Consider the following 25,826-nt stretch of genomic DNA (forward strand, 5'->3'; position numbering starts at 1 on the left):
TCCCCAGGATATACTTTTTTACGATATTCATTTAAGGAAATATAAAAACCCAAAGACAAATAAGCCTTTGGGTAGAATTAATCGCATTTTTTCTCAGCTAACCTCAACTATCTCAACTCATTCTCATCTACCCTATTATTCTATAGGTAACTCAACTAAACTATTCTTTTACTAAACTAATTCCATGTTATTATAATCCGGACCCTTTTGTCAACCTTAGATCCGGTCTTAAATCAATCGCACCTTCTTGATAGACGTGCTTTACCTCATGGGGTGCAAGGTTTGTGTTGACAGTCATCATAATTCTAATACATTTTTTCAATGAATTTGCTACAGGGATCTCCCTTGCACAGGTCACAGGAACGAAGGTGAAGCCAACTAATCTTCTTAATGCTTTAGCTGGAAATACAGCATCAATATCATCCGTTACGGTAATAAGGATCGTCGCGATATCAGAGGGTTCCACATTGTTCTTTTCTACCATTTCTCTTAACAACATTTCAGTTTTATCTAATATCTCGACAGCCTCATTCTCACTTACTGTTGTTGCTCCACGGATTCCACGAATCATACTGTTCCCTCCCTATAATATTGTTGAAGAATTTCCAGTATCACTTCATCCTCAACTTCTTTTATAGTTAAGCTACCAACTTCATTCATCAAGCACATTCTAATCGTACCTTTTAGTGCTTTTTTATCCTTTTTCATTTTCTTAAGTAATGATTGTGCCTCAATCGTAGTTGGAAATTCAGGAAACCCAAGCTTATGAAACCACTCTGTTAGTTCATTAATTGGTAACGCTACATGTAACAATCGTTCACTTACCTTCATTGCAAAAAGCATTCCAATTGCAACTGCATCCCCATGGCTTATTGAACCGTAGCCTAGCTCCGATTCTAGACCATGAGCTAGCGTATGACCAAAATTCAAGTAGGCACGAATTCCGGTTTCTTTTTCATCCTGATTGACAACCGCTGCCTTTACTTTAATGGCTCGACATAGTGCTTCTTCGAGGACTGGACCTTTTAAATCTTTTAACGTAGCTACATTTTTACGCAACCACGGGTAAAAGTCCTTATCCCAGATCAATGAATGCTTAATAAGTTCCGCAAAACCCGCTCTCCATTCACTTTCTGGTAAAGAGTTTAAAAACGATAGATCATATAACACTGCTTCTGGCTGGTAAAAGGCACCAATGGAATTTTTACCTAGATGATGGTTAATGGCAACCTTTCCTCCTACAGCACTGTCGTGGGCCAATAGAGTAGTTGGAGCTTGGATAAATCGTATCCCCCTCATATATGAAGCTGCAACAAATCCTGCTAAATCTCCTGTTACTCCTCCACCTAAGGCAACAATTAAGGAATTCCGATCAAGGCCTTTTTCCATTGCAAAGGTTTGACACTCATAAAATAGCTCAATGGACTTTGATTTTTCACCACTTGGTACTTCCATAGAATAAACCTTTGCGTATTGACTAAATACCTTCTGAACCTGCTCCAAATACAAGGGAGCAACAGCTGCATCTGCAATAATTAAGATAGAGGAAGGTACGTTCTTTAGAATCGATTTAAGAAACGATGGCTGGCCAAAAATGTTTGAACCTATTATTAAAGGATATTCCTTTGAATTCGTTTGTATTAATAGTTCATTCATTAAAAATTCCTCGCCCACTCGTTCGCCTTTTCAATATTCTCTTGAATTAATTGAATTCTATCTTGACCAAACTGTTCAACGATTGCATTTGCCAATTCCCATGCAACAACCGATTCTGCCACCACACTTGCAGCAGGCACTGCACAGCTATCTGAACGTTCAATACTCGCCTCAAATGGCTCCTTTGTTTCAATATCAACACTTTTTAATGGTTTATATAAAGTTGGGATTGGTTTCATAACACCACGTACTACAATAGGCATACCTGTTGTCATTCCACCTTCAAACCCACCTAGATTATTTGTTCTACGAGTATAGCCTGCTTGTTCATCCCAAATGATTTCATCATGTACCTGACTTCCGGGAACTTCAGCAGCTTTAAAGCCAATTCCGAATTCCACACCCTTAAAAGCATTAATGCTGATAACAGCAGCTGCAATTTTAGAGTCTAACTTACGATCATAATGTACGTAACTTCCAACTCCAACCGGTACTCCCTCAACAATAACCTCAACAATACCACCGATTGAGTCTCCATTTTGTTTTGCCTGATCAATAGCTTCCATCATTTTAACACCAGCAGTTGAATCAAAGCATCGTACAGGCGATTCTTCTGTAACCTCTTGAAGCTGGCTAAGGCTCTCATATTGAGCAGGCTGTGCCTTAACTCCACCAATCTCAAGTACATGTCCACCTACTTGAATGCCTAATTCACTTAAAACCTTTTTGGCTACAGCTCCAGCTGCCACTCTAACTGTCGTTTCTCTAGCGGATGAGCGTTCTAGTACATTTCGCATATCACGATGACCATATTTGATGGCGCCATTTAAGTCAGCATGTCCAGGTCTAGGTCTAGACACCTTCCTCTTAATATCTGCTTCATCCAGTTCAGTAGGTTCGATTCCCATTATATTTGTCCAATGCTTCCAATCATTGTTCTCGACCACTAATGTAATAGGTGAGCCAAGAGTATATCCGTGTCGAACTCCACTCACAATTTTGACCTGATCTTTTTCTATTTGCATGCGACGACCACGTCCATGCCCTTTTTGTCTACGCGCTAATTCGTTATTAATATCCTCAGCGGTTAATGGGACACCGGCAGGTACTCCTTCAATAATCGTAGTTAGTTGTGGTCCATGAGATTCCCCAGCTGTTAAATACCTCATCTGTCCATTTCCTCCTTTATCACTTTAAAGCTTTTATGTATTGAATATAATTACATACAAATATAACATACTTTTAAAGTATACGAATAGATAATTTTTAATTATTTTAGTATACAGGAAGATGGTAGAAGAAGTAATCTTTTCCATTTTATTTTTCATTTTTATTAAGTGCTCAGTTGTGAAATCATATTTTTTAGGTTGTGCTTTAAATAAGAATTTATAAAAAAATAGGCCCTCTTTTAGAGGACCTACACTTTTCTATAGAAGAAAGTATCTTCTGTCTCAAATTGATAGGTTTGTGGGTTAAAGATTTGTTCGGTACTTCCAACAAACAGAACACCACCTGGTTTAAGAGCTCGGCTGAATTTATGATAAAGAACATCTTTCGCTTCATCAGTGAAATAAATCATAACATTCCTACATACGATTAGGTCAAAGTTTTGTTCAAAGTTGTCTGCTAAAAGATTTTGCTTTTTAAAAGTTACCGTTTTTTTAACAGCATCCTCTACTTTGTAGAACATTCCATCCTTTTGAAAATATTTCGCTTTAATATCAAGTGGAACCTCCTGTAGAGATCGCTCGGGATAAATGCCTGCTTTTGCTCTTGAAATAGCATTACTATCTAAGTCAGTCGCCAGTATACTAACATCACTAAGTGACATAAAGTTACTTAGTACCATTGCGAGAGAATATGGTTCCTCTCCTGTTGAACAAGCAGCACTCCATACTTTCAAACGCTTATTTTGTTTTAATAACTTGGGAAGTATCTTCTCTTGCAAAACTTTCCATCTTACAGCATTACGGTAAAATTCCGACACGTTTATGGTCATCCGATCTAAAAATTCATCAAATAATTTTTGGTCAGATGTCATCGCCTTATAAAAATCATTAAAATCTTTAAAACCTCTTTTTTCATAGAGCGAGGTCAATCTTCGTTTCATTTGGGCTTCTTTATATAGTGCCAAATCAATGCCCGTTTTCCTTTTTACGTTTGTGATAAAATCTAAATAATCCTGCGACATGTTTGTACCTCGTTAAATGAATTTAGCTCATTACTGGTTAGGCTATTATTTAATTTGATTATACAGGAATGACCTAGCCTCGTTAATCCCTTAATTATTAATTATTACGAAGTGATGGAAACTAAGGTTATAACTTATCTTGTGCTGAACAAGGCTAGGTTATTTGACCTCGAGAGGAGTTCGTGCAAGATTAAAATGAACTCCGCCTATTTATCAACCGATGATAACTTCTATAACCTCTTAAACAAAGGCTCTTTTCTAAAACTATGTTGCTTTCTAGCCTATTTCTTCCGAAGTAAAACTCACTTTTAATAATAAATTACCGTATTTATCGATTAGAAAAGAGCAACTGTCTAGATGAAATGCAGAATACATTGAACTAGTATTGAAAGCAACAAACTTTACGAAAAAAGCCTAAACAAAAAAAACAACCAGCTCTTAGTGTAGCCAGTTGTCTTCAACGTTACGTATATAATTAGTTAGACCATTGGTTGATTAACTTCGTGTATTCTACTAACTCTTCTTGCTTAAAGAAAAGATTGATTTCGCGCTCTGCACTCTCTGCTGAATCAGAACCATGAATGATGTTCTTTCCTACAGTTACTGCGAAATCTCCACGAATTGTTCCTGGGGCTGAATCCTTAGGGTTTGTAGCGCCCATCATTTGTCTTGCAGTAGCGATAACATTTTCGCCTTCCCAAACCATTGCAAATACAGGTCCAGATGTAATAAATTCAACTAACTCACCGAAGAAAGGACGTTCTTTATGCTCACCGTAATGAGTTTCAGCAAGTTGAGTAGGAATTTGCATTAATTTTGCTCCTACAAGTTGGAAACCTTTCTTTTCAAAGCGAGATACGATCTCACCAACTAGATTACGTTGAACACCATCAGGTTTTACCATTAAAAATGTTTTTTCCATTTTATATCACTCCTGTTACATTATGTATAAGCTTACAAACAAGCCCAAACAAAATAGTAACACGCTTTCACATGTTTCGCAATACAAGCTAAAATTTACGCTTACCAATATACTTTGCGATGTTAATTAATGCATTCTTTGCGGTGTTACTTGGAAGGTCTTCTATTACTTTTAGTGCCTTTTGCAAATACCACTCACTATACTGAATGGATTTCTCAATACCATCACTCTCTTTTATGGCAGAGATAATAGTGTTCAATTCTTCATGATCAATATCTTCATGAACTCTCTCGATTTGTTCCCTAAGTACAGAATCTCTTAATGCAAAGATAACTGGAAGTGTGATATTCCCTTGCAATAAGTCTCCACCAGCAGGCTTCCCTAATTCCTTTTCAGTCGATGTAAAATCAAGGATATCATCGATGATTTGAAAAGACATTCCCACATAATAGCCAAATAGGTAGAGTTTTTCATGAATTTCACGCGGAGCGTTCGTCGACACCGCACCTAATTGACAGCTTGCAGCAATTAGAATAGCAGTCTTTCGTTTTATTCTTCTTAGGTACGTTTTTAGATGTTGATTAAAATCATATTTTTCTTTAATTTGCTCAATTTCTCCTATACTCACTTCTACAATGGTATGAGATAAAATCTTATGAGCAAGCGGATTTTCAATATTCGTAATTAGTTCTAACGATCTTGCAAAAATATAATCACCTGTATACATGGCTATGCGATTGTCCCATTTTGCTTTAATCGTCGGCTGTCCCCTTCTTAGGTCCGCATCATCTATGACATCGTCATGAACTAGGGTCGCCATGTGAATCAGTTCAAGAGCAACTGCTGCGTTTTGGATGACCTGAAGCTCATAATCACCAAATTTACCGCCTAGCAACACAAAAACAGGACGAAGTCTCTTTCCTCCTGCCTGTAAAGTGTGCAATGAAGCCTCCTTTAATAAAGGATGCTCAGACTTAATCGTCTCTTGAAGTTCTTTTTCTATTACTTTTAGATCCGTATTCAAAAAAGAATACATTCTATTTAACTTCATCTAATTCACCTAAATTTTTCTGCGATTTTACCTCAGGAGAACTACCTTGGTTTAATTCCAATATGTGTTGCAGCTACTCCAAATGTATGAGGCTTAACTTGTACATCTGTAAATCCTGCGTCCTTAAACATAGTTGCTAATTCAGTCATACCTGGAAAGTCTTTTGCAGACTCCTGTAACCAGGAATATTCTTCATAGCTTTTTGCAAAAAGCTTACCAAATAAAGGCATGATGTGTTGAAAGTAAATATAATAACCTTGTTTAAAGACCGGTAATTCAGGTTGAGAAGTCTCTAAACACACTGCTTTCCCACCAGGTTTAACTACTCTGTACATTTCCTTTAGTACCTGCATATAATCTGGAACGTTTCTTAAACCGAATCCAATTGTAACAAAATCAAACGAATTGTCTGGGAATGGTAATGCCATTGCATTACCGTGAAGTAATTCCACTTGGTTCAGGTGAAGTTCTTCTACTTTCTGTTGTCCGACACTTAGCATATTTTTACTGAAGTCTAGACCATATACTTTCCCCTCAGGTCCCACTTCATTTGCTAGAGCTATTGTCCAATCTGCTGTTCCACAGCAAAGGTCGAGCGCATGATCTCCCTTTTGAACATTCATGATTTGCATAGTTTTTCGACGCCAAGCTATGTGTCGTTGAAAACTGATAATGGAATTCATTAGATCATATTTTCCAGAAATCTTTTCAAATGTACGATGAACTCTTTGTTCTTTAGATTCTTGCATACTTCACCCTTCTTCCACTATATGATGCACGGGACGATTAAACCGGTTGACAATACTTTGCACTCCACTAATCACTTCGGCCGTAAACGTAGATGTTGAAAGGATGGTTTGTATTCGATCCTGTGTATGTTGAGCTAAACGATCAAACTGTTCCAACACTTCATCCATACTAGAATGATTAGTGCTAAAATCTCCTGTAATAACAGAGAAGCCCGTTTTCACATATCTTTCTTTTTCTCTATTTATACGTTTAAGTAACAGTACCTCTGAAATGACTGTTTTCCAATTTGTTAACTGATAGGTTTCCGCCATATTAATAAACAATTCACTTTCAATAATTCTAAGGCTTTCAGTAATAGAATCTGAATAGGAAGGATCCTGTCTATATACCCTTATTTTGTGTTCATTAATACGCTTAATACAAGTAGCAATTGATTTTATCATGGTAACAGCATCTACTTTAGAAAGTAGACTGTAATATAGCCCACTATAATAGTCACCGGCTAACACTTTCAGTTGCTGCTCCGTTTGCTGAATACTTTGCAACTTCTTTTCTACAGACACTTCTTCATGTATATCTAAGGCAATTTGAACAAGCATTGTCGATATAATATAAGCCTCTAATGTATCGTCTAAGTCCATATCTTGACACATTGCTATCAATAAGAAGAGCTTGTCTTCATCTATTGTAGGTGGCTCAAGATACTTAATAAGATAGGAATGGTGAATATATTGGTTGATCTTATCGAGCATATATGAACTTTTACTATTAATGTCACTCACATCTATCACCCTTGTCCCCATTCAAATCCTTATTTCTCTTACTATTTATTGTTATGCAAATACTTATACAACTCTATTGTATTAAAACCACCATTCATTATAGCATAGTCACACAGGAATTGTTTAACTATTCGTCTATAAATTACGGAATAGTTTCTATTATTGTCAGAAAAAACCATAATTAGGAAAAGAGATTCTAAAGTAGAAAAACTTGGCTATTGCCAAGTTCAAAACTAAGAATAATCTTCTCTTTGTCATCATGCTATTTTATAAACTTAGTTGCTTTCTATCTTTTTCTAGGCTCTTTTCTAAAACTTTGTTGCTTTTCAAACTGATTTTATAATAAGCATATCCCTTCTAATACTATAAGACCAAAGTGATAATTGTTAGAAAAGAGCAACTCTCTCTATTTAAAGCACTGACCAGTGTACTACCGAGTAAAAATCCGGCTTTTGGGATTTTTACGAAAGCAACAATCTATACGAGAACAGTCCTTATTTTTTATTCTACTTCCGTATCCATTTGGCCATGAGCCGTCAAAATAACAGCTTTGCCTCTAATTTTAACGGCAGAAGTATGCTCGGTGAATTGGGCAATCATAACTTCACCCTTGTCAAGTTTTTCTGAATGATGAAATCTTGTATCTGATCCTCTCGTTAATCCGATTACATTGACACCATTTTCCTTTGCTTTAATAACAAAGAAGTCGTTATTAGTTGTTTGCTCTTTCATCGTTAACTCCCCTTCACTCGCGAAGTAGTTTCGTTTACAATCTCTAAAAAAGTTATTGAATTATTGCTTTATAAAAGAGAGTACTTCTGCTCTTGCAGACATGTCATCAGCAAAAACTCCACGAACGGCAGATGTAATGGTAGAAGCACCTGGCTTTTTAACGCCTCTCATTGTCATACACATATGTTCTGCTTCAACAACAACCATTACTCCTAAAGGTTCAAGAGATTCCACAATTGAATCAGCAACTGTAGAAGTTATGCGTTCTTGCAGTTGAGGTCTCTTTGCAACGGCTTCAACGGCTCTTGCTAACTTACTAAGACCTGTTACTTTTCCACCTCTTGGAATGTAAGCTACATGGGCTTTCCCATAGAAGGGTACTAGATGATGCTCGCACATAGAAAAGAACGGAATGTCTTTAACTAGTACAAGCTCTTCATGATCCTCTCCAAAAATGGTTTTAAAATGTTCTTTAGGGTCTTCATTTAGTCCAGAAAATACTTCAGCGTACATTTTAGCCACACGTTTTGGAGTGTCTAATAGTCCCTCACGATTAGGATCTTCTCCAATAGCCTCAAGTATTAATTTCACTGCATGTTGAATTTGTTCATAATTTATATTAGACATGACAGGTTCCTCCTGTTGTTGTATGTATTCTATAAAGCAAATAAACAAGTGCTATGAAAAAATGTAATGTTCATGAGCAGTGTGTTTAAGTATAAAGTCTTATGTAATAATTTAGACAAGATATTTGATTAGAGCCTTGTCTAAGGAGATTTTAGCATAGTCGTGGTATAAAAGGCAAAAAAGAAGAGTCGCACAGTGTGCGACTCTCTCTCCCTAGTATGTAAGGATTATTTTACTGCATCTTTAAGAGCTTTTCCTGGTTTGAATGCAGGAACTTTGCTCGCAGCGATTTCGATTTCTTCACCAGTTTGTGGGTTACGTCCCTTACGAGCTGCACGCTCACGAACTTCAAAGTTACCAAAACCAATTAATTGAACCTTATCACCATTTTTAAGTGCTTCTAAAATTGAATCAAAAACAGCATCAACTGCTTTTGTAGCATCTTTCTTAGAAAGTTCACTAGCTTCTGCTACTGCGTTAATTAGATCTGTCTTGTTCATGCCATTCACCTCCTCCCAAATGGATATTCGGTGCATATAGTCTCACAAGAGATATACGTCACATTCATTTTCGTTTTACAAATGCGATATTACACATAAGTCAGTGATTGTGAAATAAACAACTTACTATCATTACTTCACAATTTTTCAAGTTTCTATACTTGTAAAAGCAAGCAAATCGCCTGCAAGCCTTATATTAAACGATATTTTGACATAATTCAATACATTTCCATAGAAATCTTTCAAATTTAGTCATATTTCTCCATTTAAGGAAACAATTATTTCCCCGCTGTCGTTTATATTATCTTCATTTGCTTGTTGTTTTTCCATAACCGCTGGTAACTTAGGACAATGTTGGATAATTCCCTGTCTTTTGAATTCTTCAGGAATCCAATGACATGTCGTTTTTTTTGAGTAGTTGGAACTCTTCTTGCGGGTTTATTCAGTTTTCTTGCCAGATCGTTATTCATACTTGCGATTTCATCTCACTTTCTTGCCGCAGCTCCATTTACTTGCGACTTCAAACTACATTCTTGCTAGTTTCTCTTTTTTCTTGCAAGTTCGTATTATTTTCTTGCGAATACACCATTCTTTAACATTGTAGTTGTGTTCGTAATCTTGTCTCCACGCAAATAACATCTTTTTAGATACAGTAGCCAAATGCATTCTTCTATACAAACAAAAAAAAGACCCCTTCTCGGAGTCAGGAGCCTATAGGATAATAGCGATTAAACCGCCAGATCCTTCGTTAATTATTCTCTCTAGTGTTTCTTTTAGTTTATATCTTGCATTTTCAGGCATTAGTGAAAGTTTAGCTTGAATACCTTCACGCACAATGGAGCTCAGTGATCTGCCAAAAATATCTGAATTCCAGATTGATAGTGGATCGTCCTCAAAGTCCTGCATGAGGTAACGTACTAACTCCTCACTTTGTTTCTCTGTACCGATAATTGGTGCAAACTCTGATTCAACATCCACCTTGATCATGTGAATAGATGGAGCAACAGCCTTAAGTCTTACACCAAATCGTGAACCTTGTCTGATGATTTCAGGCTCATCTAATGCCATGTCAGATAAAGCTGGAGCTGCAATACCATAACCAGTTTGCTTCACCATTTTTAAGGCATCAGCTACTTGGTCATACTCCGCTTTTGCATATGCAAAGTCTTGCATTAGTTGTAACAAGTGGTCTTTCCCTCGGATTTCTACTCCTACTACCTCTTTTAGGATTTGATCATATAATGCATCAGGTGCATATAGATCAATTTCCGCTACGCCTTGCCCCATTTCAATTCCCGCTAAGCCGGCATTTTCAATGAAGTCATACTCGCTGAATAGACCCACTACACGATCTACATCACGAAGACGTTTAATATCTTTCACTGTATCTTTTACAGCATCTTGGTAGCTTTCACGTAACCAGTGGTTATCACGAAGTACCATTACCCAGCTAGGTAGGTTAACATTAACTTCTAACACTGGGAATTCATAAAGTGCTTCACGAAGTACGTTATATACATCAGATTCTCTCATGCTTTCTACGCTCATCGCTAGAACCGGAATATCATACTGCTCAGACAACTTTTGACGAAGTTGCTCTGTTTCAGGGTGATGAGGGCGGACTGTATTGATAACCATGATGAATGGCTTTCCAACCTCTTTTAGTTCATTAATAACTCTTTCTTCTGATTGAACATAATCGTTACGAGGGATTTCACCAATCGATCCATCCGTCGTGATAACGACTCCAATCGTAGAATGTTCTTGAATTACTTTTCTTGTCCCGATTTCTGCTGCTTCATGGAATGGGATTGGCTCCTCATACCATGGCGTATTAATCATTCTTGGACCATTCTCATCTTCGTAACCTTTTGCACCAGGCACTGTGTATCCCACACAGTCTACTAGACGAATATTTACATCTAATCCATCTGAAACATGTAGCGACACAGCTTGATTCGGTACAAATTTTGGCTCAGTTGTCATAATTGTCTTTCCTGCTGCACTTTGAGGCAACTCATCTTGTGCGCGTGCTTTGTCAGCTTCATTTTGAATATTAGGTAAAACTACTAATTCCATGAACTTTTTAATAAAAGTAGATTTCCCTGTACGAACTGCACCTACAACTCCTAAATATATATCGCCACCAGTGCGCTCAGCGATATCCTTAAAAATATCTACCTTTTCCAAGTGATCCCCTCCCGATCTTCAAACTTCTTCTTGGGATAATAATCTATCCAAAAATGACTAATAATCTAGGACAATATATCTTATGATGTTGTCCTATTTAATTATGACTATTGTTGTAGAAATTTTTTTGAATTCTACTTGAATGTTTTGCTATGTTAAAGCCATCTGTGGAGTAGTAGGCTTACGTTTTTCTTTAACAAAGCATAAGTATAAAAGGGTATTTGCACCTGTAAAATGAAAGAGTCCCATTTTACAATTTGGTAGCTACTCTTGAAAGATTTACCTAGAAAACAAATAGTTTCGTTACTAGGTTCGTCTTTCAATGCAAATAAGAAAGTATTCACTTTCTTACTTACAAAACAAAAACCCTTCTGTAGAGTGTATTCTAATCAGAAGGGTTCATGACAAATTTAGTAAATTTTTTTTAAGAAGTGTTTTCGTATAAATTCTAATTGGCAAAGACTAATGTTTTTTGCTTTATATTTAGAGAGTTGAGATTCAGATAAAGCCATCTATATCGCTTTATACATATTAGTAGCCAATTTCTTACTCCAACTCATCTAAAAACACAGGTTCGTTGTTGTTAATGGTATAAGGTACTGAGAAGGCTGGTACAAATACTGAATCTAGTAAGAGTAGCGGCCGTATATCATCACCAGGCTGAAAATTGTGGTCAGATTCTTGTAGCAACTTATATAAATCTATAGAGTAATCAATATAAATTTCGCCTTCATTGCTCATAATAAACGGTAAGTTTTCACCTGTGAAGGGACTAACCACAAAAGGTGGTTCTTTATAACCTAATTTTTCATAATCAATTGTATAGATATGACTAGCTAACACTTGATCTAATGGAGCATATCCTCCATTTGTTTGTTTAAACATATTGATCCGTGTCTTTAAATCCCTTATTGCATCTGCTAGACGTAAATCAATCAGCTTGACGGTTGGATTTTCCTCCACGTCTACTAATACATACTGATAAATGCCTCCATTTTCATACGCAGTAGAAGGTGGTTCTGCCATATAACGAGGAACAACTTTCCCAAAATCAATCGGGTATTTTTGATAGATAGGTGTAGCCATATCACGATCTTTAATTGGCAATAACCCACCACTGTCCTCTTTAAATTGATTGACGGCAGACTGCACGGAAACAAGTTGTTCTTTATATGGGATTGTGTTTTGTGCTAATCTGTCATCCGGGTATAAACAGCCCGATAGAAGAACAGTACAAAGAATTAAAAGAAATGTATATTTTTTCATCACGATCCGCCTTATCTAAGTTATTTATTATGGCTGTTTTCAGCGGTCTAGGAATAAGACTTAATTACCCATTCACCGGTCCGCTAAATACAACAAATAATATGACAATTCCCGCAATAATCATCATACTATATGCTAATATGGCTGTAATCCACTTCAAAACACCTTTCAATTTATATCGACTTAGCATAATAGTCATAACTGATAAGAACATTAATCCCATAGCACCAAGGGCAAACCACATTTTTATAAGTCCATCTGACATACTCTCACTCCTTCTTAAATCGACAAATATTATACCATAAAACCACATCATTTTTGAAAGCTTATTTCACCTCATCCTATGTACAACCGAAAAATTAACAACAAAAAACTGAAGTAAAGGGGGCATCCTTACTTCAGCACGACTAGATATATCCATACAACAAAGCAGCTCATTACAAAGTTTGCTTCGTAGTATTCTATGCAACTCCTAGTATAATGGCATCAAACGGTAGCCTATTTATACTAAATTATTTTTTGAACATCTTACCGATTGTATTGATATCCATCGGCATGTTGTTATTAATAATAGCTTCCACAATTTTATCTTCTTTCTCTTTCGTAACTGGCTTTCCTGCAAGGGCAGAAACTTGCTTAATTAATTGACGAACTGTTTGTTCATCTTGAAAGTTAGCACCTTTGACAGAGTCAGCTAAACCAAAGATATCTTCTTTTTTTATGTTCGTTTTCTTTTCAATGTTATCAAATAAACTCATAAACAAAAATCCTCCTCCGCATAAGACTCACCATATCGTATGCAGGATAGAGGATTCTGTGATTAAATATTAGGCTTGATCTTAAATTTCGTCTAATTTTCTGCTCGGTCTAAGATTGAAGCAAGGTCTTCCATCTCATGAGTTTTACCACGAGCCATAAGGGTGTCTACAGCTTCTTTTGGTGTCTTGTTGTTGAACAATACATCATACAATGCATTTGTAATCGGCATACTGACTTCCATTTTTTGAGCTAGCTGGTAAGCCGCTTTAGTTGTCCGCACCCCTTCTACTACCATTCCCATGTTATCTAAGACTTCATTTAGGCTATGACCTTTTCCTAAAAGGTTCCCTGCTCTCCAATTTCGACTGTGAACACTTGTACACGTAACAATTAAGTCACCTATACCTGTAAGTCCAGCGAAAGTTAGAGGGTTTGCTCCCATAGCAACGCCAAGCCTTGCAATTTCGGCAAGTCCTCTCGTCATTAATGCCGCTTTTGCATTGTCACCGTATCCTAGTCCATCTGTAATACCAGCAGCAAGAGCAATGATGTTTTTAAGTGCTCCACCAATTTCAACCCCTATGACATCGGGATTCGTATAAACCCTTAAATGCTGATTGATAAACATGTCTTGTATTCTTTCAGCTGATTTCATATTCTCACAAGCAACCGTAACAGTGGTAGGCTGTCTTCTACTTACCTCTTCTGCATGACTTGGTCCAGAAAGTACCACCACATCTGCTAACAGCTCAGACGGCATTTCTTCACTAATGACTTCAGACACCCGTTTAAACGTTTCTGGTTCAATCCCTTTACTTACATGAACAATTGTTACAGGTGTTTGAAGTACACTTCGAATTTGGGCCATTACCTCACGAATCGCTTTTGTTGGTACCGCTAAAATAATAGTATCTATCTCTTGGAGAGCACCTTCTAAAGACGAATATCCCTTTATATTTTCCGGAAGCTCAATGCCCGGCAAATATTTCTCATTCGTTCGTTTCGTATTAATTTCTTCGATCTGTGATTCTTTATGACCCCATAATTGTACTTGGTACCCATTATCAGCAAGAACAATAGCTAATGCTGTTCCCCAGCTTCCGGCACCTACTACAGCTACATTCCCCATATTCATCCTCCCTCTCTTCTTATTTTCTAGCCCTCGCAAAAATCTTAATCGGAGTTCCTTCAAAACCAAAGGCTGCACGGATTTGATTATCTAAGAAGCGTTCATAAGAAAAGTGCATCAGTTCAGGTTCATTAACAAAAACAGCAAAGGTTGGTGGTTTTACAGCAACTTGAGTAGCATAATAAATCTTCAAGCGTTTCCCATTATCTGTCGGTGTTGGATTCATAGCTACAGCATCCATTACAACATCGTTAAGTACATTGGTTTGCACTCGTAAGTTATGATTTTCCGCTGCCATATTGATCATCGGAAGTAATGTATGAGTTCTACGTTTTGTCTTTGCCGATAAAAACACAATTGGTGCATAGTCAAGGAATTGGAAATGAGCTCTAATTTTCTTCTCATATTCCTGCATTGTTTTCTCATCTTTCTCAACAGCATCCCACTTGTTTACAACAATCACAACTGCACGTCCTGCTTCATGCGCATAGCCGGCAATCTTTTTGTCTTGTTCTATAATTCCTTCTTCTCCATCAAGAACGACAAGAACAACGTCTGAACGCTCAATCGCACGTAAAGCACGTAGCACACTATATTTTTCAGTGCTCTCATACACCTTTCCTTTTTTACGCATTCCTGCCGTATCAATAATGACGTAGTCCTGACCATCTTTTGTATAAGGAGTGTCAATAGCATCTCTTGTTGTCCCCGCAATATTACTTACAATTACTCGTTCCTCACCTAGTAGTGCATTAACAAGTGAGGATTTCCCTACATTTGGACGGCCAATTAAAGAGAATAAAATGGTTTCTTCATCATAGTTCTCTTCTTCTCGTTTTGGAAAGTGAGAAGCTGCTACATCTAATAAATCACCAATTCCTAGTCCATGCGAGCCAGAAACAGGAACGGGCTCTCCGAATCCTAAAGCATAAAAATCGTAAATATCTGTTCTCATCTCAGGATTATCTATCTTATTAACAGCAAGAACTACTGGCTTGTCTGAACGATAAAGAATCTTGGCAACCTCTTCATCGGCTGAAGTCACACCTTCTCGACCATTTACCATGAAGATAATGACATCTGCTTCATCAATGGCTACTTCAGCCTGCTGACGAATTTCTGCAAGAAACGGAGCATCTCCAATTTCAATACCACCTGTATCAATTATGTTAAAGTCATGGTTTAGCCATTCTGCTGAACTGTAAATACGATCTCTTGTAATACCAGGAATATCTTCTACTATTGATATTCTTTCTCCGACAATTCTATTAAAAATAGTTGATTTCCCTACATTTGGTCTTCCAACTATTGCTATTACTGGTTTTGGCATTGTTTACTTCCTTTCTATTCTTTCCACATAGGAATTTACACGTATATCAATTTAAGTAAAAGCTAGGAAATCCCTTCCATTTAAATAGAAGGGACTTAACCTGCTAATCCTTTTAATCCTACCAAAAATGTGTAGAGAGAACAATGTTTTCCTTAATGCTTCACCACGATATACACTTCGTCGTTCAATTTATGTGCAATTCCATCTGTGATTGCTTCAATATTTTTAGCAAACTCGTCCATCTCTTCTACTGAATCACATATGAAAATTGCTGTCCCACCAGTAGCTTTTTCCCTATTTGTTGTGATCACAGCTAGAATAAATTTTTCTAAATTCATTTTAATTTTTTCCCCTTTTGATTTGCTTTTGATTCAGTCGGCATTCGAATGGCATTTTCTAATGTTGGTACCTGTCCGATTACCTCAATAGCCTTTTCATAATCTTTTTCCTGTGGTAAGACAAAAACTCCTATACGACCATCATCTAAATCTCGTTTTGCCAAAGGAACTAACGCCGGAGTTCCTGAGTCACGATAAACTCCAAGAGCTGTAGAAACATCATGGAGAATAGCTTGTCTCTGACCTAAGTTTGCAATTGTTGACCTCGCATTAAAGTTTTTTGGCCGCAGAATAAATCCCATTCCATATTTTAGTACTTCTTTTTGACGTTCTGGAATACCGATATTCATAATATAAATGTTATCCACATATAACCCAGCACCATCAAACCTTGGTTCTACGTACTCAATATCCACAATATCTTTTAATTTCCCGCCACTCATAAGCTTCTTTGAAAGTAATAGACCAATTAAACCTGCTACAAGTCCTGCCCATATATTCCAAACAATATATGAAAATGTTGAAATGAAGGATGTAAAAATAACTAAATAGTTTCTCCCTTCGAACGCCACAGCGATTCCTTCTATATATGTATTACCTCTTGAAACGAGTTCAAAATCGTCTAATTGGGCCAGTGTGTTTCTTTCCATATTGCGTACTTCTCTAAATTGAGAGGCAGCTAAGGTTAAAAACGTTATGGCTGTAAAATCTTCCTCCATAATGGAAGGAACTGCGACAGTACCAAGACCTGCAGCAATAAAGCCGAGGGCTATATGAATGATTTTCCCATGTAAGTATGTCGGATATTGACGGTAATCTGTTCGTAACATATATAGACGTGTAAGGGTACCGACAACAACCCCGAACAGGATTGGATAGGTATATTCACTCATTAAATACCAGCCTTTCTCTTGTTTGTTTTTTTTATGCTTTGATTAATTGCAGCAGATAACTTTTCAAAACCGTTCCAACATGAAATACATGTAAGTCCAATCGCCGCAATATCAAAGAAGGATAAAGCTCCAAAAATGACTGGAAATGAAAAGTAGTCCATAATAATTCCATATAATAACTCACCTTGACATAAGCCAAATAGAAATATGATATACCGCTCCTTTTGATTCTTGACTAACAACAATGCTAAATAGGTTAGCAAGACCGCCACCATAAAGGAAGGATGGAACATGACCCAAACAGGATCATAAATTTTGAACAAATGGAAACTGACATAAGAAAACGACATGATGACTGTACTTATAAACAAGTAGAGAAGCTTCATGTAAGAATAATGAATAATGAGTACGAAATTACACGCAAATAAAAAAATGAAACCGATGGAGGCCTCCGTTTGCAAAATGTCAATATTTTTATGAGCGGTAATAATTAAAATAAGTAAACATGCAGTTAGTACTGTTCTCAACTTCCCTTTTGGCCAAAAAAAAGTAAGGATTACCCACCCTATCCAGGCTAGCCAATAAAACCATATACCTTCCAAAACCATCCCTCCTATCATTTCCATTATTGCTTCATTTATTAAAAAATAATCAAAATAACTTACTGAATGTGAATGTTGTCTACTGGAAACGATAAAAAGGAAACTGAGAAGGAGGGATGACAATGGGTAAAGATCGACAAGAAACTAAACTAAGAAAAGAAAAAAGAGTAGAGTCAGATCGTGACCAGAAACTGACATATCCTGGTTCAACTAGAATGGAAGGCCCTGAAGCAGCAAGGGAGCGAAACAGCTAAAATTAAATGTTAATAGAATTTTTTAATTAAACCGCAAAAAAAACAGCCAATGGCTGTTTTTTATTTACTATATAAAGATGTATTAATCCCGCGTTCATGCAACCAGTGGTGAGTCGGTCCTTTAATTACTATGGGAGCCGTTTTCAGATCGTTGAAATTCTCTTTTCCAAGGGCCGTCATAATGAACTTTATCTCGTTATGAAGCTTCTCTACTTCCTCTACAACCCCATTGACACCATTTTGAAGCAAAATCTTCAAAAGATAGCCTGCCATTCCTACACAATTTGCACCAAGCCTCATCGCTTTCACAATATCTAAAGCAGACATAATACCACCAGAAGCAATCACAGACAATTTAGGGATTTGCGTGGTCACTTCAATCAAAGAAGAAACAGTGGGAATTCCCCAATCATTAAAGAACTCAATAGATCGCTCTCTCCTTATGTTCTCTATTTTGGAAAAGTTTGTCCCCCCGAATCCCCCTATATCTACTATGTCCACACCGATTTCGTTTAATATTCTCGCAGTCTCATAGCTCATGCCATAACCGACTTCTTTCACAATTACTGGAACAGAAACGTTGTTTACAATGCTTTCAATTCTCTTCCAGGCGCCTATAAAATTCCGGTCGCCTTCTGGCATTACTAACTCTTGTACTACATTTAAGTGGATTTGAAGAGCATTCGCCTCAATCATATCAATAGCCTTTTGAGCTTGATCAACAGATGCCTCGCTTCCCAAGTTGGCAAATATAATCCCATTTGGGTTTTCTTTTCGAACAATTTCATATGTAGCTTGTTCCGTATGATCTTTAATAGCTGACATTTGAGAACCAACCGCTAAAGCTAAACCACATTCCTTTGCAACAATGGCAAGGCTCTGATTAATCTTTAGTGTTTGCTCGCCTCCACCACCTGTCATCGCATTGATAAGAATAGGCGAACTTAAGGAAAGTTCGCCTAACTTACAATTGTATTCGATGTCACTTACCGATATATTTGGTAAGCTTTGGTGAACAAACTGGAGGTCTTCAAATCCATGAGCACGGAGTTGACCTACTTCGACTGCGTGTTGAATATGATCAATTTTACGTTGTGCTCTTTTCACCGTAATCACCGTTATTTTAATTTTTTAAGTTGATCTCCAATCATATCACCAAGGCTGAATCCTGTTGATTCTTCTTTTTGTTGGTATTCGCGGTAGTCAACCTTGTCTTCTTCTTCTAGAAGCTCGCGAATACTTAAAGAGATACGTTGATCTGCTACATTCACATCAAGCACTTTAACTTTAACTTGTTGTCCCACTTCTAACGCCTCACCTGGTGTAGCAATGTGCTTGTTAGAAATTTGCGAGATATGAACTAGTCCTTCCACTCCAGGGAATAGTTCAACAAATGCTCCGAAAGACACTAATCTTCTAACAGTTCCTTCTAAGACAGAACCTACTTGAACCTTAGTTGCTACTTCATCCCATGGTCCAGCAAGAGTTTCTTTAATTGATAGTGAAATTCTTTCATTTTCAGTATCTACACTTAGGACTTTAACTTTTACTTGTTGTCCTTCTTCTACAACCTCTGATGGCTTACTTACATGCTCATGAGAAAGTTGTGAAATGTGAACTAACCCATCAATTCCACCGATATCTACAAAAGCCCCAAAATCCGTTAAACGTTGTACAGTTCCATCAAGAACTTGCCCAACCTTTAAGCTCGAAATAGTTTCTTTCTTTTTTGAACTTTGCTCCTCTTCTACCACTGCACGGTGAGAAAGGATTACTCGGTTCTTCTCTTTATCAAGTTCTACAACCTTCAGAGTAAGTTCTTTACCTTTGTAGTCAGTGAAATCTTCTACGAAGTGAGCCTCGACTAGAGAAGCTGGAATAAATCCTCTCACCCCAAGATCTACAACTAATCCGCCTTTAACAACGTCTTTCACCTCAGAAGTGAATACTTCACCAGATTGGAACTTTGCTTCTAAGTCTCCCCAAGCTTTATCAGCATCTACTGCTTTTTTAGAAAGAATAACAGCATCATCTTCAATTTTTGTTACTTTTAGTTCTAAAGCGTCTCCTTCAGATACTACTTCACTTGCGTTTTCCACATGTAAGCTTGATAATTCACTAATTGGCACAATTCCTTCAGATTTATAACCAATATTTACGAGAACTTGCTTTTCTTCCACTTTTGTTACTTGACCTGTAACAACACTTCCAACCTCTAAGTTCGCTAGTTCCAATACTTCTTGATTCATTTCTTCCATTTTTAAAGCGCCTCCTTATTCAACACAAGCGACAAACCTGTGCTAAAAATATTTTATTTTGAGTATGTATGAACCTTTTTAAAGAAACTCTTTTTTCTAACTTCTAATAAATACAAATATTTGTCAAGTGATATGATTGTTTATCTAGGTAGTTTTCGCATGGATTGAAGATTTCCTAAAGATCTCAAAAGACGTTTATCTATATTTTTGCAAAAGCTCTGCAATTGTATCCATAATTAAATCTGTTGCATCTTCAGCAGACCCTTTTTGTTCTTTTACCTGTTCGAAATCAATAGGTTTTCCAAATACTACTTTTAGAGGCTTAAATGGTTGATAGGGTCCAACAATGGCGCAAGGTACAACCTTTGCCTCCGTACGAAGAGCAAAGAAACCAGCGCCTGCTAAACCTTTACCAAGCTCTCCAGTTTTACTTCTCGTTCCCTCAGGAAAGAGACCCAACACCTTACCGTCTTTTAATAATTGCAACCCTGTCCGAAGAGCTTGTTTATCACTCATACCTCTTTTGACTGGGAATGCATTTATTTTTGGTAAGATATTTTTTAATACTGGTACTCTAAACAATTCATCCTTTGCCATAAAATGTATCGGTCTTGGAGAAGAAATTCCAACCACCGGTGGATCTAAGTTATCAATATGATTAGAGCATATTAAAACCCCTCCACTTGTAGGAATATTTTCTGCCCCAATAACTTCAATTCTATAGATGGGTTTTAAGACCGTACATATTGCTTTCCCAATATTATAGAGATTCAATTCCATCAATCCTTTCATGAACAATTGTCATGATTGTATCAACTACTTGAGCGATTGATAATGAAGTCGTATCAATTTCAACCGCATCTTGAGCCTTGATCAATGGTGAAACTTCTCGTTCTGAATCTAGTTTGTCACGCTGTGCTATTTCAACCATTAATTGTTCTAAATCGGCTTCAATGCCTTTTTTTATGTTTTCATCATACCTTCTTTTTGCACGTTCCTCTACAGATGCAAGCAAGAAAACCTTCACCTCTGCATGCGGAAGTACCTGGGTTCCAATATCTCTACCATCCATGACTACTCCACCGTGTTCGGCCATGTTCTTTTGCCTTTGTACCATTTCCTCGCGGACAAGACGATGTGAAGCGACATGCGACACATTATTTGTAACCTCATTGGACCTAATCTCATCTGTTACATTGACTCCATCTAGGAATACTAGCTGTCCTTCACTAGAGGGGTGAAGTTCAATAGATGTATCATTTAGCATAGATGAGAGACTCTCTTCATTGTGTACATCTGTATTCCCTTGCAAAGCCTTGTATGTTAGAGAACGATACATAGCACCTGTATCAATATAAATGTATGTTAATTGCTCTGCTATTCTTTTTGCTACCGTACTTTTTCCTGCAGCTGCAGGTCCATCAATGGCAATCGAAATCTTATTCTTCATTCTTCCTCCTGAAAACACAACAAGTTAAATTTTAATTTTTTCTGTAAATATACTAATTAACCAAAGAAAAAAGCAGGCTCTACCTGCTGTTAGTTATGTATGAAATACAGATAGCTACTCTTATTTTATCATAGCTTATTTTACTGGTCGAATGTTTCTACCACTTTACTATAAGAATCCTTTGTTACCCCTTCATATTGGATAACCTTTGATAAATATGGAGAAATTTGATGATTCGTCATCATTACTTGCGCTGCAACTAAGCAAATAATTTGAATGAACACAATTTTGATCAGAATACGCTCTATATTTTTCATAGAAAAATCCCCTCTAATTAGATAGTACTACTAGTTTTAGGGGGATTTGATGTTTTTATACTAGTTAATCCCTTTTCTCTTTAAATTTATTTGACACTCAAAGGAGAAACGGATGAGTAACTGACGATCAGTACCACTTATATCTACAAATTCTATCGGCATTTTATTACGTTCACCATTTTTTCCTGGTATTGTTCGTATGGCCTTAGAACGAAGATTTAAATAATGATAATCTCCGGATTGCATCGGTAACACAACCCAACAGTTAAAAAGCGTGCCTGGCTGTATGTTTGCTTTAACAGGTAAGATTAAAGCAGCTCCGCCAGCACTAACATCACTTGTAATTGTCACAAAAGGTTCAAATTCACCTCGAATAGGATGTGCCGCAACGTCAACTGCTGTGTCCACTCGAACAAACTGCCTTCTTTGAATTTTAACTAGTTGTTCTTCTTCTGGAAAGGAGATGATAATCATCGGGATGTTCTGTTTCGTCCTCCCCTTCACTTCTGTTTCGAACATATAAACCGTGTTATCCTTGCCTACAAAAGAACCCTTCAGCTGAGATCCATCAAGTAAGAATACCGTTCTCCCTGTATCCATACTAACTGGATAATCTATATATAACTGATCACCTTTTTTCTCTACTAGCTTACATCTATATCTCTCATTCACTATAGAATTCTTAGGCTCTAGTATGATGGTGTCTCCGATGTTAATCATGAAAATCCCTCGCTTAATTTCCAAATACTAGTTTTATTATCTCATGGAATGAAAAAAAGGAAAAGCCAAATTGACCTTTCCTTTTCTAAAATAAATTACACTTCGTTTTGGTAAAGCTGTTCAGAAGAATTTAGTTTTTCAACCTTTTCCTCGTAACCTGTTTCTGCATTAATTAAAATTCGGTAGGTATCATCATTAATTGTTCCTAAGAATTCATAACAAAGTACTTCCTCATCTAAATCATTTCTAATGACAGCCAAACGATCTTCCATGACCTCGACACCCGGATTTAGTTTACCTCTTGCTTCTTCTAGTGATAACGATGCTTTTGGTATCTCACGATCATGGTGAGCCATTAAGTAAGCTCTTGCTGTAAAGCCAACAATGTTACCATCATCTAGAGCCACTTTTATGGTGATAGCATCAGGGAAAATGCGAACATTATCTTTTACGGATACAAAAGTGAATACCCCAATATTATCGTATTGAGCACTTTCATACATTTCCAAGTCCTCAAACTGATGATCCTTTAAATAAGTAACGGCATTTTCCATTGCTTCATTCAAACCAATTTTCCGTTCTTTTACATCTCTGCTACGCAATACCCATATTGGATAGCCACCTTTTTTAGTAACATCCATATAGATCTGTGTATCAGCTTTAGGGTCGTCAATTTCTAGACTATAGAACCCAAAATCGGAGCCTTCACCATTTTCACTAACTCGAATTTCTTCGTTCCCTTCAAGTCCAAGAAAATCTTTGGCTATTTCTTTCGCTTCATCTTGACTAATTTGCTTACCTTTTAAGTACTTAAACTCATTTTTCATGTCCATGTTCATACTAGTAAACGTCGGACCGAAATCAGCCTCTGAATATGCCTCAACATTTTTCTCAACAGTCTTAAATCCGTCAATAATTGTATTGTCCTGCTGGTTATCTGTCGCTAATGCCATTTGCACGTCCATCCAGCGAAGATTATTTTCAAGAACTAAATGCTGTACCTTTCTTAGCTCCTGTTGAATGTCACCCGATTTTTCATATAAAGATTGTAATGTTTTATACTCTTCTTCAGACAAAGGTTCATTATCTAAGTCGCGTACAGCTGTCCGATAACTGAATTCACCAATTTTCGCCAAAAATTCTTCCGTTTTATTAAACGGTAAAAGAGTTAAAGGCAATTGTCCTACATCAGAATGAGCTTCTGATGTTATTCTCCAAACTTCAGCTAGGGAAGGAGATAATTGCTGTCTTGAGTTCATTGCTAATGTTGAACCAATTTTATCGTTTAATAAATCAATTTGATACGTTAAATCATGAAAGGCTCTTTGATAATTATTTTCTGCATGAATTAGAATCGCATTTTTCTCAATATGTTCTTGATAACCCCAATAGGCTGTTCCCGTAATAGCTACGGCAAGAACTCCAATGATTATTCCTCTTAACATTCTTTCACCCCTCTATCTACAGAAGATGTGCTTACCAATTCGCTTAATTTGCGGTCTACCCCAAATCCAACCACTAGTAGCTGTGTCAGGATTGAAATAGTAAATTGCATTTTCTGTTGGATCAAAACCGTTAATTGCATCAAGAACAGCCTTTTTGGCCTTTTCATTTGGTGTTAGCCAAATTTGCCCATCCGCTACAGCGGTAAAAGCACGTGGCTCAAAAATAACGCCAGATACTGTATTAGGAAATGTCGGACTGTTTACTCGATTTAAAATTACAGCCGCTACAGCAACCTGACCAATGTATGGTTCGCCTCTTGCTTCTCCGTATACTGCATTTGCCATCAGCTGTATATCATTTTGTGAGAAGCCATTTGGCATATTTACTGCTGTTTCCTTAGGTGCTGGTGCCTCTTCTTGTTCAGGCTTTTCTGCTGGTTGTTCCTGTTGTGTTTCTTGTTGTTCAGCAGGTTGCTGTTGCGCTGGTTGATTTTCTTGTGGGTTAGCGGGTTGCTGTTGCCCCTGTTGATTTCTTTGTGGGTTAGCAGGTTGCTGACCACCTTGTTGATTTCCTTGTTCGTTAGCAGGTTGCTGCGCTTGTTGGTTAGCTGGCTGCTGCGCTTGTTGGTTACCTTGTGGGTTAGCTGGCTGCTGACCACCTTGTTGATTTCCTTGTTCGTTAGCAGGTTGCTGACCTTGTTGGTTAGCTGGCTGCTGCGCTTGTTGGTTTCCTTGTTTATTAGCTGGCTGTTGTGCTTGCCCACCTTGTCGACCCTGGAATTGCTTCATCTGAGTCGCACGTTTTTGTTCAGCTGCTTTTTTTGCCTGTTCAATGACTTGTGGACTTGGAGCTGTTTGTTTGTCTAATGGCATACCACCATAATGTGTAAAACGATTCCCCTGTTCGATTTGCTTATAAACAAAGTCTTTATAATACTTTGTTGCCCTTATTAACATTTCTTTAGTTTTCTGTCCTACAAAACCATCAACCTCGGTTAGACCAAATTCTTTTTGAAAATTTCTAACTGACCAATATGTTGACCAACCAAAAACCCCGTTAATTGGTCCATGATAAAAACCGTTATATTGTAAACGGGCTTGTAGTTCAATTACATCATCTCCAGTTGCTCCTCGTTGGATGATTTGGTCACTAAATGCATAACTTGTTTGAACCGGGATGATTGATACAATTATACTGAAACAAATCATGATGCAAAGAGGAATTCTCCAGATTAATTGGTGCCTCATCTTTTTACCTCCTTAACCATTTTCTTAGGTGTCTAGAAGTATTTTCTGTAGTGTTTTAAATTTTATACAAAAACTTGGATGGATAAGAATATAATAGGGGTTTTCCCATGGAACGAGTTGAGGAAGTATGAGAAAAAAAGGAAGAAGGCGATGCTTGGTGGCAAGAAAAGAGGTGAAATTTGCAAGTAAAAATGAAAAGTTGTAAGAATGTTGCTTATAGTCGCAAGTAAAAAATCTTTACGCAAATATTTTGATCCAAAACGCAAGTAAATTTCTAAAGTCGCAAGAATGTTGCCTGAACCTGCAAGTAAAATGTCTTTCCGCAAGATTTTAACCCCAACTCGCAAGTAAAATCGAAAAGTCGCAAGAATGTTGCCTGAACCCGCAAGTAAAATGTCTTTCCGCAAGTATTTACC

28 protein-coding genes and 2 pseudogenes are annotated in these 25,826 nt (G+C 37.1%); 1 reads left to right on the plus strand and 29 read right to left on the minus strand.

Annotation, left to right across the window (positions count from 1 at the left end; genetic code table 11):
• Nucleotides 1–190: 190 nt before the first annotated feature.
• The 20 genes from aroH to LT143_RS08400 form a co-directional block, all read right to left on the minus strand.
• A complete protein-coding gene (gene aroH / locus LT143_RS08305; protein WP_246942190.1) occupies nucleotides 191–571 on the minus strand; it encodes a chorismate mutase in 381 nt (126 codons plus the stop codon).
• Nucleotides 568–1,656, minus strand: a complete 1,089-nt coding sequence (aroB, locus tag LT143_RS08310) for a 3-dehydroquinate synthase (RefSeq protein WP_246942192.1) — start codon at nucleotides 1,654–1,656, stop codon at nucleotides 568–570. Before aroB ends, aroH begins: the two co-directional genes overlap by 4 nt.
• Nucleotides 1,656–2,825: a chorismate synthase gene (gene aroC, locus LT143_RS08315; RefSeq protein WP_246942194.1), complete on the minus strand. Its 1,170-nt coding sequence runs from the start codon at nucleotides 2,823–2,825 to the stop codon at nucleotides 1,656–1,658. The genes aroB and aroC overlap by 1 nt, the downstream gene beginning before the upstream one ends.
• A 248-nt stretch (nucleotides 2,826–3,073) precedes the next feature.
• A complete protein-coding gene (locus LT143_RS08320) occupies nucleotides 3,074–3,847 on the minus strand; it encodes a CheR family methyltransferase (protein ID WP_246942196.1) in 774 nt (257 codons plus the stop codon).
• 475 nt (nucleotides 3,848–4,322) lie between these two features.
• Complete coding sequence (gene ndk / locus LT143_RS08325) at nucleotides 4,323–4,769, minus strand: nucleoside-diphosphate kinase (protein WP_246942198.1); 447 nt, start codon at nucleotides 4,767–4,769, stop codon at nucleotides 4,323–4,325.
• 88 nt (nucleotides 4,770–4,857) lie between these two features.
• The gene (hepT, locus tag LT143_RS08330) at nucleotides 4,858–5,820 is read right to left on the minus strand and encodes a heptaprenyl diphosphate synthase component II (protein WP_246942200.1); all 963 of its coding nucleotides are present in this window, start codon (nucleotides 5,818–5,820) and stop codon (nucleotides 4,858–4,860) included.
• Between the two features lie 41 nt (nucleotides 5,821–5,861).
• The gene (locus LT143_RS08335) at nucleotides 5,862–6,569 is read right to left on the minus strand and encodes a demethylmenaquinone methyltransferase (RefSeq protein WP_246942202.1); all 708 of its coding nucleotides are present in this window, start codon (nucleotides 6,567–6,569) and stop codon (nucleotides 5,862–5,864) included.
• Nucleotides 6,570–6,572: 3 nt separating this feature from the next.
• Nucleotides 6,573–7,352 carry a heptaprenyl diphosphate synthase component 1 gene (locus LT143_RS08340; protein WP_246942204.1) on the minus strand — a complete coding sequence of 260 codons (780 nt, stop codon included), beginning with the start codon at nucleotides 7,350–7,352 and terminating at the stop codon, nucleotides 6,573–6,575.
• 501 nt (nucleotides 7,353–7,853) lie between these two features.
• Entirely contained in the window at nucleotides 7,854–8,084 is a 231-nt protein-coding gene (gene mtrB, locus LT143_RS08345; RefSeq protein WP_246942206.1) for a trp RNA-binding attenuation protein MtrB, read from the minus strand.
• Between the two features lie 60 nt (nucleotides 8,085–8,144).
• Entirely contained in the window at nucleotides 8,145–8,711 is a 567-nt protein-coding gene (gene folE / locus LT143_RS08350; protein ID WP_246942208.1) for a GTP cyclohydrolase I FolE, read from the minus strand.
• Between the two features lie 227 nt (nucleotides 8,712–8,938).
• Nucleotides 8,939–9,211: an HU family DNA-binding protein gene (locus tag LT143_RS08355; protein ID WP_246942210.1), complete on the minus strand. Its 273-nt coding sequence runs from the start codon at nucleotides 9,209–9,211 to the stop codon at nucleotides 8,939–8,941.
• Nucleotides 9,212–9,922: 711 nt separating this feature from the next.
• Nucleotides 9,923–11,401 carry a stage IV sporulation protein A gene (gene spoIVA / locus LT143_RS08360; protein ID WP_246942212.1) on the minus strand — a complete coding sequence of 493 codons (1,479 nt, stop codon included), beginning with the start codon at nucleotides 11,399–11,401 and terminating at the stop codon, nucleotides 9,923–9,925.
• 546 nt (nucleotides 11,402–11,947) lie between these two features.
• The gene (locus LT143_RS08365; protein ID WP_246942214.1) at nucleotides 11,948–12,667 is read right to left on the minus strand and encodes a hypothetical protein; all 720 of its coding nucleotides are present in this window, start codon (nucleotides 12,665–12,667) and stop codon (nucleotides 11,948–11,950) included.
• Between the two features lie 64 nt (nucleotides 12,668–12,731).
• Nucleotides 12,732–12,932 (minus strand): DUF2768 domain-containing protein, encoded by a 201-nt coding sequence (locus LT143_RS08370; RefSeq protein WP_246942216.1) that lies wholly within the window; start codon nucleotides 12,930–12,932, stop codon nucleotides 12,732–12,734.
• Between the two features lie 247 nt (nucleotides 12,933–13,179).
• Nucleotides 13,180–13,425, minus strand: coding sequence for a stage VI sporulation protein F (locus LT143_RS08375; protein ID WP_418909815.1), 246 nt, complete (start codon nucleotides 13,423–13,425; stop codon nucleotides 13,180–13,182).
• Between the two features lie 92 nt (nucleotides 13,426–13,517).
• Nucleotides 13,518–14,555 carry an NAD(P)H-dependent glycerol-3-phosphate dehydrogenase gene (locus LT143_RS08380; protein WP_246942221.1) on the minus strand — a complete coding sequence of 346 codons (1,038 nt, stop codon included), beginning with the start codon at nucleotides 14,553–14,555 and terminating at the stop codon, nucleotides 13,518–13,520.
• Nucleotides 14,556–14,574: 19 nt separating this feature from the next.
• Nucleotides 14,575–15,885, minus strand: coding sequence for a ribosome biogenesis GTPase Der (der, locus tag LT143_RS08385; RefSeq protein ID WP_246942223.1), 1,311 nt, complete (start codon nucleotides 15,883–15,885; stop codon nucleotides 14,575–14,577).
• A 152-nt stretch (nucleotides 15,886–16,037) separates the two neighbouring features.
• Nucleotides 16,038–16,223 (minus strand): capping complex subunit for YIEGIA, encoded by a 186-nt coding sequence (locus LT143_RS08390; protein ID WP_246942225.1) that lies wholly within the window; start codon nucleotides 16,221–16,223, stop codon nucleotides 16,038–16,040.
• Entirely contained in the window at nucleotides 16,220–17,116 is an 897-nt protein-coding gene (locus LT143_RS08395) for a YIEGIA family protein (protein WP_246942228.1), read from the minus strand. Before LT143_RS08395 ends, LT143_RS08390 begins: the two co-directional genes overlap by 4 nt.
• Complete coding sequence (locus LT143_RS08400; protein WP_246942230.1) at nucleotides 17,116–17,718, minus strand: YphA family membrane protein; 603 nt, start codon at nucleotides 17,716–17,718, stop codon at nucleotides 17,116–17,118. The genes LT143_RS08395 and LT143_RS08400 overlap by 1 nt, the downstream gene beginning before the upstream one ends.
• A 122-nt stretch (nucleotides 17,719–17,840) precedes the next feature.
• Between LT143_RS08400 and LT143_RS08405 the strand changes: the two genes are divergently transcribed.
• Nucleotides 17,841–17,972 (plus strand): YpzI family protein, encoded by a 132-nt coding sequence (locus LT143_RS08405; RefSeq protein ID WP_246942232.1) that lies wholly within the window; start codon nucleotides 17,841–17,843, stop codon nucleotides 17,970–17,972.
• Nucleotides 17,973–18,032: 60 nt separating this feature from the next.
• Here LT143_RS08405 and fni read toward each other — a convergent pair whose 3' ends face one another.
• The 9 genes and pseudogenes from fni to LT143_RS20730 form a co-directional block, all read right to left on the minus strand.
• Nucleotides 18,033–19,079 carry a type 2 isopentenyl-diphosphate Delta-isomerase gene (gene fni, locus LT143_RS08410; RefSeq protein ID WP_246942487.1) on the minus strand — a complete coding sequence of 349 codons (1,047 nt, stop codon included), beginning with the start codon at nucleotides 19,077–19,079 and terminating at the stop codon, nucleotides 18,033–18,035.
• 11 nt (nucleotides 19,080–19,090) lie between these two features.
• Nucleotides 19,091–20,230 carry a 30S ribosomal protein S1 gene (rpsA, locus tag LT143_RS08415; protein ID WP_246942234.1) on the minus strand — a complete coding sequence of 380 codons (1,140 nt, stop codon included), beginning with the start codon at nucleotides 20,228–20,230 and terminating at the stop codon, nucleotides 19,091–19,093.
• A 195-nt stretch (nucleotides 20,231–20,425) separates the two neighbouring features.
• Nucleotides 20,426–21,022: a lysophospholipid acyltransferase family protein gene (locus tag LT143_RS08420; protein ID WP_418909816.1), complete on the minus strand. Its 597-nt coding sequence runs from the start codon at nucleotides 21,020–21,022 to the stop codon at nucleotides 20,426–20,428.
• Complete coding sequence (gene cmk, locus LT143_RS08425) at nucleotides 20,991–21,680, minus strand: (d)CMP kinase (RefSeq protein ID WP_246942236.1); 690 nt, start codon at nucleotides 21,678–21,680, stop codon at nucleotides 20,991–20,993. Before cmk ends, LT143_RS08420 begins: the two co-directional genes overlap by 32 nt.
• 140 nt (nucleotides 21,681–21,820) lie before the next feature.
• A complete protein-coding gene (locus LT143_RS08430; protein WP_246942238.1) occupies nucleotides 21,821–21,997 on the minus strand; it encodes a YpfB family protein in 177 nt (58 codons plus the stop codon).
• Between the two features lie 60 nt (nucleotides 21,998–22,057).
• The gene (locus tag LT143_RS08435) at nucleotides 22,058–22,717 is read right to left on the minus strand and encodes a flagellar brake protein (protein WP_246942240.1); all 660 of its coding nucleotides are present in this window, start codon (nucleotides 22,715–22,717) and stop codon (nucleotides 22,058–22,060) included.
• 95 nt (nucleotides 22,718–22,812) lie between these two features.
• A complete protein-coding gene (gene ypeB, locus LT143_RS08440) occupies nucleotides 22,813–24,162 on the minus strand; it encodes a germination protein YpeB (protein ID WP_246942243.1) in 1,350 nt (449 codons plus the stop codon).
• Nucleotides 24,163–24,174: 12 nt separating this feature from the next.
• A pseudogene (locus tag LT143_RS20725) lies at nucleotides 24,175–24,618 on the minus strand (cell wall hydrolase); the annotation flags it as partial.
• A gap of 507 nt (nucleotides 24,619–25,125) precedes the next feature.
• A pseudogene (locus LT143_RS20730) lies at nucleotides 25,126–25,410 on the minus strand (peptidoglycan-binding protein); the annotation flags it as partial.
• Nucleotides 25,411–25,826: the final 416 nt, after the last annotated feature.

Origin of the sequence: Bacillus pinisoli (genome assembly GCF_023036475.1) — a bacterium.
In the GTDB taxonomy this organism is placed as follows: Bacteria; Bacillota; Bacilli; order Bacillales; family SA4; genus Bacillus_BS; species Bacillus_BS pinisoli.